This window comes from Thiocapsa marina 5811 (genome assembly GCF_000223985.1).
GTDB lineage: Bacteria > Pseudomonadota > Gammaproteobacteria > Chromatiales > Chromatiaceae > Thiocapsa > Thiocapsa marina.
The window spans coordinates 348,925-361,075 of the sequence record NZ_AFWV01000005.1 but is presented as its reverse complement, the minus strand read 5'-3'; the positions used below and the strand labels follow the sequence as shown (position 1 = coordinate 361,075).

Genomic DNA, 12,151 nt, shown 5'->3' with positions numbered 1-12,151 from the left:
CGAGAGCGCGGCGGCGTAAAGCAAACGTGGCTCGATGCCATGCGCCCGTGCCGGCTCGGCCCAGGCGGGCGGCAACGGTGATTCGGCGGCGGCGGGACCCGCTGGGCTCGGCGCAGTCGCGGCCAGGCCAGCGCAGAGCAGACCGACAAACCAGAGGGTTCTAATCATCGACGCGCCCCAGCCGACCGACGAGGCGATCGCGGCGCCGTTGCGCCGAGGCATCGGGTGACGTCGACGGCGCCGGTGCAACCTTGGCGAGAGCGCCGGCTCCGCCCTTGATCGCCAACAGCCCGACGGCGGCGAGGTGACGCAGCCGTGCCGCCCGCGAGCGCTTGGGCAGCTGCACGAGATCCTCCAGCAGCTCGGGCTGGGACGGACCGATGTTGACCACGGCGCGCAACGGATCACGGGAGCGCGCCTCAGCCGGCATAACGATGAAACCCGCGCGCGTTCGCCGCGATCGGATCCGCGGCCACCACCACCGTCGCACCCGGAAACAACCCGGCCGCCGCCCGCACGTAGAGGCTGCCGCCGCCCCCGGCGATCAGCACGAGATCCACGCTCGCGCTCTCGCGCCGCAGGGATCGGCGCAGGCTCTCCAGCGCGACCGCGCAGACCGGTCCGGCCGCGCGCCCGAGCAGGCTCGGCAGCGACAGGCGATGTCCGGCCTGCAGCACGTGCGCACGCCCGGCGCGCAACGCGGCCTCCAGCCCCAGCGGCTGCGGTTTTCCGCCCGCCTCGGCCGCGGCCTCCTGCGCGGCCCGCTCCAGCAGCACCGACATGGCCTCCAGGCTGGTGCCGCTGGCGCTGCGGCGCAGCTCCCCTTTGACGACGAGCGCCCAATCGAAGGAATAGAAGCCGGCGTCCAGCACGATGACGGTGCCGGTCTCGATGCGCTCGAGGATCTCCTCGTCCGTGGCGGTATAGACCAGATCGAGGTAGGCGCCGATCGGCTGCGGAACGACCCGCACCTCGCCGACCTCGAGGCGCACCTCGCCGCTGCCGTGCCGCCCGGTCAGGAGGCGCTTCAGGCGCTCCCGACGGCGCACGTCGCCGGCTTGGGCGACCGGCAATCCGGTCACGACCCGATCGATAGCGCGCTGCCCCGTCAGCTGCAGCGCGGCCAGGGCCAGCGCGTGGTAGCTCGGGGTGGCCGGGTAGTCCTCGTGCAGCGGGCGCTGCCAGTCCTCGAAGCGGTCGGGCTCGATTGCCGCCGCCCAGAGCACGCCGCCCAGATCGACCGGGACCGGCCGATCGGCGGCCGCGCCCGTCGTGCTCCCGGCCTCCTCCTCCGCGCCGATGCGCTCGCCCAGCCGCTCCCGCGGAGCGGCCCCGGCAGGGCGCACGATGAGTCGCGGCAGCGCTCCGCAAGGCCCTGCGGCGATCTTTACATTCGAATAGCCGATATCGAGTCCGACGACGTACATGGCTCCGCCCGATGGGTTCACACCGAATGCACTGGCGGTACACGGACGCGCTTCACGCCGTCGCCGCACCGATGCATTCCAATGACAAGGTTCACAAGAGATTCGCGATCGGCGTACAAGAAGGCGACAGCGAACACTCGGCATTCTTGGCGTCGAGGCGGTGCAACGCCAGCCGATTAAATGACCGAAAACGGTGTCTTTCAGGGGGGTGCCCGACGCATGACGCGTGCTAACCTCCCGGCGCCGAACGGCCATGGAAAACGGCTGTCGATCGCGGGAAAGATAAACGAATGCGACCCGAAGGACTGATAGGTTCCGGAAATGAATCGGAATACCGATCGGTGAGAACGCGGCGTCCGCTTTTGCCGTACAGCATTGGAAAACCGAGAGCCACGAATGAAACCCCGAGCGGCGTTTTGCGCCTTCCGGCGACATCCACCCGATGGATGAGCGAATACGAACGCCCGTCCCGAACGATCAAGGATCAACGCATGACACGACCGAACAGCAATACGCAAGACGAGAACGCGCTTGTACCTTCCGATCGATGGGAGCGCGACACCTCGAGCGCCCGAGCGACGACGGCACTGCCTGCCCTGACCGGAAGCCTCCCGCGGCAGGGGAGAACAGCGGGCCTTGTTTCACCAAAGATAAGAGGGTGCGAACGCCCGGCCGTCGTGGCGCCTGCCCACTCGCTCGAGGCAGCCTTCCGGGCAGGCCCGCTCGGCGCAACGGGCAGGGACGCCGAGGAGGACGACGACGCCGACGCGGAGGCGGCACCGAACCAGGTCGAGGAGGCGCTCGACGCCTGGATCGCGCGCAACCTGGCGGCCCTGCAGGAGCGCGCGGAGCAAGGACGCAGCGCCTTCGAGCAACGTCTGGCGGAGGCCGGTCAGGGGCTGCCGCGCAGTGCCCGGGGTCGCATCGGCGTGCGGGTGCGCCCGCAGCGGGCGAATCGCGCCACCCCGGGCGCCTTCTCGATCGAGTGGGTCACCTACCGCCATGTGCACACCGCCGCGGGCGTCGTCTATCTGTCGGACTACATCCGCAAGGGCGACGGGGATCGCTACCCGAAGAGCGCCTTTCGCGGCATCGCACGGGACTGGCAGCGCCCGCTCGTGGAGGAGGCCGAGCAGGAATTCGGCGCCATCCGCGCCGCCGCGCGGCAGATCGCCGAGGTGCGGACCCGCTTTCGGGCCGCCGCCAAGCGGTGCCGCGAACTGGGTCTGGACGATGAGGCCGAGCGCTGACGCGCGACCCGCCGGAAAGCAGACCCGGACGCGCGGTTATCTCCATGGCCGGGCGCATCCGCGACGGTGCAGGATGCGCGCATGTCCCTCTTCGATCTGTTTCGTCGTTCCAAGCCGGCCGCAGCCAACCCCGAGCACGCGCGGCCGACGCCCGCACCCACGGGCGATGCGATCCCCGAAGCCGCCCCCGATCCGGACGAGGATCTACTGCGCTATCCGCCCTTCATCAAGGGGCTGCCGGCGTCCGACGTGGACGCGCTGCTCGCCAAGCAAACGGAGTTGCTCCGGCGTCTGCAGGACGGGTTGGGCATGACCGACACGGATTACCGCGAGCTGGTCCTGCCGGTCGTGCGCCGCCTCGCCGCCTTCGTGCACCTGCTGCCCGCCTCCGAGGCCCATCATCACCGCGGCTCGGGCGGGCTGCTGCGCCATTCCCTGGAAGTGGGCTTCCTCGCCGCGCAGGCGTCGATGCGCCACGTCTTCGCGCTGGACCGCGAGCCCAAGGATCGCTATCACCTGGAGCCGCGCTGGCGAGTCGCGAGCGGTCTGGCCGGGCTGCTGCACGATATCGGCAAGCCGGTCGCCGACCTTGAGGTGTCGGATCGCGACGGCACCCTGACCTGGTGCCCGCATGAAGAGCCGCTGCTCGACTGGGCCCGCCGGCACGCCCTGCAGCGCTACTACCTGCGCTGGCGCGAGACGCGCCGCCACAATGCCCATCTGCAGATGGGCACCTTGGTGGTGCACGCCATCCTCACCCCCGAGATCAAGACCTGGCTGAGTCGGGATCCGGCGATCCTCGCCAACCTGATCGCGGTGGTGGGCGGACAGGAGGAGTCCTCGGTCCTCGGCACGGTGGTGGGCAATGCCGACCGCGCGAGCGTGGCGCGCGACCTGCGCGAGAACCGCATCGATCCCGACGCCTTCGCGCTCGGCGTGCCGGTGGACCGCTACCTGATCGACGCCATGCGCCGTCTGGTGCGCGAGGGCACCTGGACGGTGAACACCCCCGGCGCGCGGCTGTGGATGCTCGCCGACGGGCTCCACGTGGTCTGGCCGCAAGGCGGCGAAGACATCGCGGCCCTCCTGGCGCGGGACAAGATCCCCGGGATCCCCAAGGCCCCCGAGACCATCGCCGACATCCTGGTCGAGCGCGGTCACGCGACGACCTATCGCGAGGAGGAGCGCGATCGCTTCTACCGCCGCATCGCCCCGGCGCCGCTCGTAAAGGACGGCAAGCCGGTGCAGCTGACCATGTTGCTGCTCGCCTCGCCCGAGCTGGTCTTCGCCGGGCATCCACCGGCGCCGGTGGCGCGCTGGCAGGAGAGTGCGACCTCCGGGCCCGTCCGGATCGAGGACCCGGCCGAGCGCATCATGAGCGACGCCGATGCCCTCGATGATCGGGACACCGACGTGACCGCGGCAGCGCCGTTCGACCTGATCACCGAGGCGGAGCACACGGCCGGTCCGGACGCTCCGGTGGCTACGACGGCGTCACCGCCACGACCGTTCGCCGATTCCGAGCCCGTGCCGAATCCTGCGGCCGAGGCCCGACCGCAGCCGAGGGCGCGGGACGATCCCGCCTCCTCGGCCCGCAGCTGGCTCGCAAGCCGCGGCACCGGCGGTCTTGCATTGATCACGCTGCTCCGGTCCATCGCGGACGGCGAACGGCCCGCCGAGATCCTCGTCCGACGGGACCGCCATCTGCTGATCCCCTACCCCGAGGGGTTGACGGCACTCGCCGTGCCGGGCATCGGGATGGAACCCGCAGAGGTCCTGCATGCCTTGTGGGACGGCGGCCTGCTCGCGATCGATCCGCGCCGGCCCTTGCTGCGCGTGCGCGAGATCGACGGGCGGATGCGGGCGATGCTCACGGTCGAAGCCAGTGCCGCGGTCGCGACGCTTCTCGATCGTATGGTCGAGCCGTCAGTCGAGCCGCTGGTTGAGGTGCCGGTCGACCGCGTTGCGCCGAAGGCTTTCGGAGTTGCGCCGAACGCGGACGGTCCGATCGAATCCGAAGCCGTCGGTAACCCCTCCCGACAAGCAGACGCCCTCGAAGCGCCGGAGGCTCAACCCGGCGCGAATCTCCTTGCACCCGCCCCGCCCAAACCGCAGCCCCGCCGGAGCGCCGCGCGCGCCTTCGCCGAGGACCTGGCGGCCCAGTGCCGCGCCGGGCGCGTGCCGACGACGGCGGTCCCGAACGGTCTGCTGATCGACCACGCCACCCTTGCGGCCTTGGCCGCCGAGCACCGCATCCCCCCGTCGAAGCTGCTCCGGCGCCTCAAGCATCAGCCGGACTTCATCCCCGACACGCGCGGGATCATCCTGGCGGGGCGTGCGTGAGGACCTATGCCAATCCCTGGCGCCCGCTCTTCGAGCTGCCGGCGCTGCTGCTGTGGACCGGCATCGCGGCCGTCTCCTGGGCCACCGCGGAGCTGTGGGATCTGCACGCGGCCTCGTTCCGGTGGCTCGCGGTCGGCAGTCTCGTGATGGCGCTGACCTGGCTCCCCGGCACGGTGCGCGGCATCAACCGGCGCGACTGGCTGCGCGGGCGTCCGCAGCAGTTCATCGACCCGCAGGTGTTTGCCGCACGCGTGTCCTCCTGGCCGGGGTTGCTGTGGATGGGCCGCGGGTTCGATTGGGAGGCCCGGCATGCCCAGGAGGCGCTCGATCTGATCCGGCTCGGACCCGAACGGTTCGCCCCGCGCGATCCCGCCCGTCTGGGTGCGACCTGGATCCACGGTCTCGGCGGTGCCGATGCGGAAGTGACCGTTCCGCTCGCCCATACCGAAGGGCATGTGCTGATCGTCGGCACCACCGGGTGCGGCAAGACCCGCCTGTTCGATCTCCTGGTCACCCAAGCGGTGCTGCGCGGGGATGCGGTCGTAATCCTCGATCCCAAGGGCGACCGCGGTCTGCGGGCCGCCGCCGAGCGCGCCTGCGCACTGGCCGGCACGCCGCAGCGCTTCGTCTCCTTTCATCCGGCCTTTCCGGCCGAATCGGTCCGTCTCGATCCGCTGCGTCACTTCCAGCGGGCCACCGAGCTGGCCAGCCGGGTGGCCGCCCTGATCCCCTCGGAGACGGGCAACGATCCCTTCAAGGCGTTCGGGCAGATGGCGCTCAGCCATGCCGTGCACGGGATGCTGGCCGTGGAGGAGCGCCCGACCCTGGTGACGCTGCGCCGCTATCTGGAAGGCGGTGCGGACGCCCTGGTCGAGCGGGTCCTGCACCGCTACTTCGATACCCATCTGCCGCACTGGCAGGAGCATGCCGGTCCCTACCTCAACAAGGCGCGCGATGCCAATCGGCGCGCGCGGGGTCTGCTCGCCTTCTACCGCGAACGCGTGCGCGGGGAGCATCCATCCACCGTCATCGACGGACTCGGGGGCCTGCTCGAGCACGAGGCCGTGCATTTCGGCAAGATGGTCGCGAGCCTCATGCCGGTGATCGTGATGCTCACCTCCGGACACCTGGAAGGCCTGCTCTCCCCCGACGAGACGGACGCGAACGATCCGCGTCGGGCGGCCTCGATCGGGGAGATCATCGCCCGGCGCGAGGTCCTCTACGTGGGCCTGGACAGTCTCTCCGACCCCATCGTGGGCAGTGCGATCGGCTCGATGCTGACCGCCGATCTGGCCGCCGTGGCGGGCTCGATCTACAACCACGAGGCCCACCCGCGCCCGACCGACATCTTCATCGACGAGGCCGCCGAGACGGTCTCCGATCCGCTGATCCAGCTCCTGAACAAGGGACGCGGGGCGGGGCTGCGTCTGACCATCGCGACCCAGACGTTCGCGGACTTTGCCGCGCGCATGGGCAGCGAGGAGAAGGCCCGCCAGGTGCTGGGCAACCTCAACGGGCTGATCGCCATGCGCGTGATCGATGCGAAGACCCAAGAGTACATCGCCGAGAGTCTCCCGGCGGTACGGCTGTGCACGGTGGTGAAGAGCCAAGGCTCCACGACCGCGAGCGATCGACCGTTGCTCTACACCGGCAATGCCGGGGAGCGACTCGACGAGGCCGAGGCGCCTTTGTTTCCGGCGGCGCTGCTCGGGGAGCTGCCCAACTTCGAGTACCTGGCCCGCTGGCCCGGCGGGCGCGTCTCCAAAGGCCGCTTGCCGATCCTCGGAGAGCCCCTGCCGCCACCGACCGAGCGGTGACGACGCCGATGCCACCCCATCGCGATCCGACCGGTCGACTTGCGCTGTCGGCCCTGTCGCGGGCCGACGCCCGGACGCTGCGCACCCTGGAGCTGGAGTGGCCGGATGCCGTCGGCTTGATGGCGCGGGTCGCCCTGCTCGCCTGCCCGTCCGCGCCGTCCGCGGACAACCCTGCCGAACCCGCGCTGGCGATGGTGCGCGCGGGCATCGCCGCCTACCGTCGCGCCCGCAGCGAGGGCGAGGACGATCTGGCGCGCTTCGCCGCGTTCGTCGACGCCATCACCCTCGCCCTGCCGCGCCGACACCAGTATTGCGTGGCGCGGGCGCTGACCGAGCCACAGCGCCGGGTGCTCGCCCGGCGCCTGCCCCCGAGACAGACCTCCCGTGTGGGATAGCGCGAACACCAAGGAGGGTCGCGGCGTGTGGCTGTGGGCGCTCGCCTCCACCCTGCTGCTCTTCGTGCTCGAGCTCGTCCTGTTCGCCTCCTTCATCCCGACCGACTGGGCGCACGGCGTCGAGCAGACCGAACGGCGCGCGCTCGTGGAGACCCTCGGGGCCGACGCGGCGCAGGCGATTGTGGCCCGCGGCGCGCGTTGGTACGACACGCTCTTCGTGGAGACCGGCATCGCCCCCTGGACCTATCGCCTGGTCGCGACCGGACCGGGCGTGGAGTCCGGTTACGGCCTGGAGCCGATCGGCGCGAGTCCCGCCTGGGCCTGGTTGCGCGGACGCCTGGACGTGATTTGGGGCGCGTTCGCGCAGGCCCTGCGCCGGATCGCGCTGCTGCACGCCTGGTGGCCCTTCATGGCGATCGTGCTGGCGGCGGCGATCGGCGACGGCTGGCTACGCCGTCGCATCCGGCAATACGGGTTCGTCTATGCCAGCCCGCTGGCGCATCACACCGCGCTGCGGATCCTGCTCGCACTCTGGCTGATCGTCGGTCTGTTGCTGTTCGCGCCGATCGCGATGCCGGTCCTTGCGGTTCCGGTACTCGGTGTCGCCTCGGCGCTGTGCGTGGCGTTCGTGGTGACCCATACGCAGAAGCAGCTCTGAACCGCGTCGGTCCTTGCAACGACTGTGGAAGTCACGACCGGCCAAGGCCCGCTTCCGAAAGCCGTTTTGCAATCTCGCTGATCGGGATGAAAAGACGGTTGGATTGACTTGTAAGGCGATGAAACCCCAGGCGAGCATAGAACGCGGCCGCGTGATCGTCCTTTGCGTCCACGACAAGCGCATAGATCGCCGGTTCTGCCCGGACGGCGCGGGCAACGGCATCGACGACAAGGAGTGCACCCAGACCCTGTCGTTGATGACGACGCTCAACGGCCAAGCGCCCGATCAGTCCGGCAGGAAGTGATGGGTAACGCGGCAAACGCTTGGTCAGGCTCTCCGGCAAGTCGGCCAGCGGGATACCCGCCGCCGCAAAGGTGTAGTAACCGGCAACCTGGTTTTCGGCGTCCAGCAACACAAAGCAGTTGCTCACGCGACGCCGGACGTCCTGCGTCACGCGTTCTCTGAAATACCGATCCAGCGCGTCGACGCCGCTGCAAAAAGCCCCGCGATCCTGCGCTCCGAGTAGCTCGATACGAAATCCGTCTCCGGTCACGAGCGTTACGCGTTCAGGCTGAGGTAGCGTGCGACGGCGCGCTCCATCGAGGGCGTGAGCGGTTCCGGGTTCAGCAACGCCTCCGCGAACCTGTGCTGATCCTCGACCGACAGTCGGATGATGCAGGCCTCCTCGATGGCGCGATGGGCCGCGTCCCGAGCGGCGTCGACGACAAAATCGCTGACACTGCGTCCCTGGAGCTCGGCGGCGCGTTTGACCACGGCCAGCACCTCGGGCGATACCCGGGCCTCGAAGCGGGCGGTGCGGATGGTTTCTCTCGGCATCATGGTGTCCTCGGTGTCTTTGATGATTGTACGTAAATTATCCGTACATTGTAAACCGCGGAGTCGCGACACCTCCTCGCCGTGACGGCGATCGCGACGCCGTTCCACCTGCGGCAAAGCGGGCGTATATGGCGGGTTTTCGCCGTCGTCGGCCGGTTTGGCGTGACGCACCATGCGCTCACGTCAAGACCGCGCCACAGGCACCCGATGGAGACCCTCGACTTTCCCCACCACATCGACGAACCGCCCACGCTGCTGTTGTGGCGCATGGACGATCTGATGCCGCTGGTGCTGGCGCTCGTCGCCGGCATCCTCGCCGGACAGCTCACCATCGCCGTGCTGCTCGGCGCCCTGCTCTCGCACGGTTACCGGCGGTTTCGCGATCGCCGGGCCGACGGCTACGCCCTGCATCTGATCTACTGGTTCGGCCTCATGCCGCTCGGGGCACGCTCCACGCCCAATCCCTTCGCGCGGCACTACGTGCCATGACCCTCGGCGACTTCCTCTCCACCTGGCGCGGCACGACACTCGAGAACCGGGTCTGGCGCATCACGGTGCTGGTCCTGGTTGCTTCCAACCTGATCCTGGTCGGACTGGTCGGTCAGGTCGAGCGCACCGTGGTGCTGGTCCCGCCGGTGCTGGAAGGCGAGGTCACGATCGCGCGCGAGTACGCCAGCCAGGCCGTCGAGGAGTCCTGGGGGGTCTACGTCGCCCAGCTGCTCGGCAATGTCGGCCCGACCACCGTCGACGGGCTCGTGCGCGTGCTGGATCCGCTGCTTGCCGGCGGGCTGCATCGGGAGGTCATGGCCTCGATCGCCGATCAGACCGAGGCGATCAAGCGCGAGAACATCGCCATGCACTTCGCCCCGCAAACCATCGCCTACGACACCGCCACCCGTACCGTCTTCGTCACCGGACAGCACAAGACCGAAGGCCCGGCGGCCGCTCCCGTGCTCAACCGACGCACCTACGAGTTGCGGGTGGAGTTCCGCAACTACCGCCCGCTGATCACCCACCTGGAGGTGTATCGCGGCGATCCGCGCAGCGCGCACGATGCCCACCCCGAGAACGCGAACACATGATCACCCGACGTCTCTCCATCCTCGCCGCCGTCCTGGCCGCCTCGAGCGCACAGGCCGAACCGGCCTTCGAGATTCCCCCGGTCCCCTGCACGCTGCTCGATGCCGGGTGCACGCCGAGCGCCGTCTCCTCGGTCCTGCAGACATCCCGCTCCGAGGCGTCGCCCGAGGGCCTGATCCGCACCGTCATGGGCGGCGGAGCCACGCCGGCTCGGCGCACCGGCGGAACCCTGCCGGTGACCCTGGAGCTGGGTCCGCGCAACCTCGCCGTCACGCCGGGCACCACGGTGCTGATCGAGATCGCCATCGGGCACCTAAACCGGATCGTCACGCCCTTTGCCGACCCGGTCGTGCACACCGTCTCGAACGCCTCGACCCAGGTCGACGGCAGTGTGGTCTATGTCGCCACCGATACCGAAGAGCCGGTGGCTCTGTACATCGGCGACGGCCAAGGGAGTACTTTGGCCTTGGCACTGACCTTGGCCCCACGGTATGTCCCGCCGCGCGAGGTCCGCCTCACGGTACCGGGGTATCGGAGCAAGCGTGCCGGGAACCCGACCGCAACGCGCGCCGCGGTCGAGCCGGTGGCCGTGATGCCGATGCTGGCCAACGCCTCGGACCGGGACGGCGACGGCAACGGGCCAGCGTATGTCTCGGACCTGGTCGAGCAGCTGCGCGCGCTGGCGCAAGGTCGGATGCCGGCGGGCTTTCGGATCGCAAAAGGTGCGGGAGGAACGAAGCTGCGCTGTGCCGAGGGGCTGAAGGTGCGCAGCGGCGAGCGCGCCGAGGGTCCGGCGTCCGACTTGCTCAAGGCCAGGGTCGTCAACATCGCCGCGCATTCGATCACGCTCGAGCACGACACCTGCCGCCCGGATGCCGCGACCGCCACCGTCGCCGCGATGGCCGCCTGGCCGCGCCGGGTGCTCGCGCCAGGCGAGGAGACCGAGGTCTTTCTCCTCCTCGCCCGCGACGCGCCACCGCATCGCACGCCCGGACAGCCGCGATGATGCTGCATCGATACTGGGAAACGCTCTCGCCCAACGCCAAGCGGGTCGCCGCGCTCGGCGGCGGCGTCTTCGTGGTCTCCGTCCTCACGGCCGGGAGCTTTCTGTTCGCCCCTGCACAGACCCCGGGCCTGCACTCGCCGTCGCCGCGCGATACCCTGGTGCGCAACATCCTCACGGATGCGGATCCCCGGCAACTCGGGATCGAGGCCCTGGTCAATCGCCTGGAGCGCATGGAAAAGCGCATGAGCGAGGTCCAACGCAACCTCGAGCGCGGCGCCACCGCCGCACCGAGCAACCCCGCGCTCGGGCCGGCGCAAACCGAGCGGGACCTAGGCAACGCACGCGAGCTTGAGATGCTGCGCGGGGAGATCGATCAACTGCGCGAGGCCCTCGCCGCGCAGGCGCGGCAGGCGGCGAACCCGCCGGGACTGCCGCAGCGGGAGCCGCTCGACGATGCGGATCCGGCTGCGCCGGACGCCACCACCGTGGAGCCGCACCGACCGGCGCCGATGGAGGCGCTGTTCGGACCGCCGACGATACCGCCGGCCATGCCGGGAGCCGCACCCTCCTCCGCCGTCCCCGCCCAAGCACAGGGACGCACCTTGCAGATCCGCACGGTCGCCGCGCCGGCCTCGACGGCGCCGCCCGCCGCGACGCCCCCCGGCACCCCCGAGCCGGGATCCGTCTATATCCCCGCCGGCGCCATCCTCAAGGGGGTGCTGCTCAACGGCATCGACATGCCGACCGGGCAGAACGCCCGCAAGGATCCCGTGCCGGCCCTGATCCGGGTCAAACACCAGGCGATCCTGCCCAACCGGGTCCGCGCGGATCTGCGCGAGTGCTTCCTGCTGGTCGGCGGCTTCGGCGATCTGGCCTCCGAGCGGGCCTATCTGCGCGGGGAAACCTTCAGCTGCATCCGCAACGACGGCGGCGTGATCGAGATCCCCATCGACGGCTACGCGGTGGGCGAGGACGGCAAGGTCGGGGTGCGCGGGCGGGTGGTCTCCAAACAAGGTGTCCTGCTCGCCAAGGCGCTGCAGGCGGGCTTCCTGCAATCCTTCTCGCAGATCTTCAACCGGATGCCGACGATCCCGGTCAACACCGGCACCGGCACGGACCTGCAGTTCCAGTCCATGCTCACGCCCCAAGCCCTGAGTGCCGCCTCGGCACAAGGCGTCGGAGGGGCGATGGATCGTCTGGCGAACTACTATCTGGACATGGCCGAGCAGCTGCTGCCTGTGATCGAGGTCGATGCGGGACGCGGGGCGGAGTTTATTCTCAACCGCGGGGTGTCGATGAAGCTCGCCGACGTGGTCGAGTAAGATGGCCGCAGGATCG

13 protein-coding genes are annotated in these 12,151 nt (G+C 69.7%); 9 read left to right on the top strand and 4 right to left on the bottom strand.

Annotated features, from left to right (window positions below):
• Window positions 1-160: 160 nt before the first annotated feature.
• Window positions 161-430, bottom strand: coding sequence for a hypothetical protein (locus THIMADRAFT_RS09490; protein WP_007192801.1), 270 nt, complete (start codon window positions 428-430; stop codon window positions 161-163).
• Window positions 420-1,427 carry a ParM/StbA family protein gene (locus THIMADRAFT_RS09485; RefSeq protein WP_007192800.1) on the bottom strand — a complete coding sequence of 336 codons (1,008 nt, stop codon included), beginning with the start codon at window positions 1,425-1,427 and terminating at the stop codon, window positions 420-422. The genes THIMADRAFT_RS09490 and THIMADRAFT_RS09485 overlap by 11 nt, the downstream gene beginning before the upstream one ends.
• Window positions 1,428-1,918: 491 nt before the next feature.
• On the opposite strand from THIMADRAFT_RS09485, the gene mobI reads away from it, so the two are divergent.
• The 5 genes from mobI (at window position 1,919) to THIMADRAFT_RS09460 (ending at window position 7,890) form a co-directional block, all read left to right on the top strand.
• Window positions 1,919-2,677, top strand: a complete 759-nt coding sequence (mobI, locus tag THIMADRAFT_RS09480) for a conjugative transfer protein MobI(A/C) (RefSeq protein WP_007192799.1) — start codon at window positions 1,919-1,921, stop codon at window positions 2,675-2,677.
• Window positions 2,678-2,758: 81 nt separating this feature from the next.
• A complete protein-coding gene (mobH, locus tag THIMADRAFT_RS24670; protein ID WP_007192798.1) occupies window positions 2,759-5,020 on the top strand; it encodes a MobH family relaxase in 2,262 nt (753 codons plus the stop codon).
• Window positions 5,017-6,837, top strand: coding sequence for a conjugative transfer system coupling protein TraD (gene traD, locus THIMADRAFT_RS09470; protein WP_007192797.1), 1,821 nt, complete (start codon window positions 5,017-5,019; stop codon window positions 6,835-6,837). The genes mobH and traD overlap by 4 nt, the downstream gene beginning before the upstream one ends.
• An 8-nt stretch (window positions 6,838-6,845) precedes the next feature.
• Entirely contained in the window at window positions 6,846-7,232 is a 387-nt protein-coding gene (locus tag THIMADRAFT_RS09465) for a hypothetical protein (RefSeq protein WP_007192796.1), read from the top strand.
• Window positions 7,222-7,890: a DUF4400 domain-containing protein gene (locus THIMADRAFT_RS09460; RefSeq protein ID WP_233490216.1), complete on the top strand. Its 669-nt coding sequence runs from the start codon at window positions 7,222-7,224 to the stop codon at window positions 7,888-7,890. The genes THIMADRAFT_RS09465 and THIMADRAFT_RS09460 overlap by 11 nt, the downstream gene beginning before the upstream one ends.
• Before the next feature lie 31 nt (window positions 7,891-7,921).
• Here the strand turns inward: THIMADRAFT_RS09460 and THIMADRAFT_RS09455 are convergent, their stop codons facing one another.
• On the bottom strand, window positions 7,922-8,344 hold the full coding sequence (locus THIMADRAFT_RS09455; RefSeq protein ID WP_324603135.1) for a GNAT family N-acetyltransferase: 423 nt from the start codon (window positions 8,342-8,344) through the stop codon (window positions 7,922-7,924).
• Between the two features lie 104 nt (window positions 8,345-8,448).
• Window positions 8,449-8,730 (bottom strand): type II toxin-antitoxin system TacA family antitoxin, encoded by a 282-nt coding sequence (locus tag THIMADRAFT_RS09450; RefSeq protein ID WP_007192793.1) that lies wholly within the window; start codon window positions 8,728-8,730, stop codon window positions 8,449-8,451.
• A 204-nt stretch (window positions 8,731-8,934) separates the two neighbouring features.
• On the opposite strand from THIMADRAFT_RS09450, the gene traL reads away from it, so the two are divergent.
• The 4 genes from traL to THIMADRAFT_RS09430 are packed head-to-tail and all read left to right on the top strand — an operon-like array spanning window position 8,935 to window position 12,135.
• On the top strand, window positions 8,935-9,216 hold the full coding sequence (gene traL, locus THIMADRAFT_RS09445; RefSeq protein WP_007192792.1) for a type IV conjugative transfer system protein TraL: 282 nt from the start codon (window positions 8,935-8,937) through the stop codon (window positions 9,214-9,216).
• Window positions 9,213-9,809, top strand: coding sequence for a TraE/TraK family type IV conjugative transfer system protein (locus tag THIMADRAFT_RS09440; RefSeq protein WP_007192791.1), 597 nt, complete (start codon window positions 9,213-9,215; stop codon window positions 9,807-9,809). Before traL ends, THIMADRAFT_RS09440 begins: the two co-directional genes overlap by 4 nt.
• Entirely contained in the window at window positions 9,806-10,813 is a 1,008-nt protein-coding gene (locus tag THIMADRAFT_RS09435; protein ID WP_007192790.1) for a TraK domain-containing protein, read from the top strand. The genes THIMADRAFT_RS09440 and THIMADRAFT_RS09435 overlap by 4 nt, the downstream gene beginning before the upstream one ends.
• On the top strand, window positions 10,810-12,135 hold the full coding sequence (locus THIMADRAFT_RS09430) for a TrbI/VirB10 family protein (RefSeq protein WP_007192789.1): 1,326 nt from the start codon (window positions 10,810-10,812) through the stop codon (window positions 12,133-12,135). Before THIMADRAFT_RS09435 ends, THIMADRAFT_RS09430 begins: the two co-directional genes overlap by 4 nt.
• Window positions 12,136-12,151: the final 16 nt, after the last annotated feature.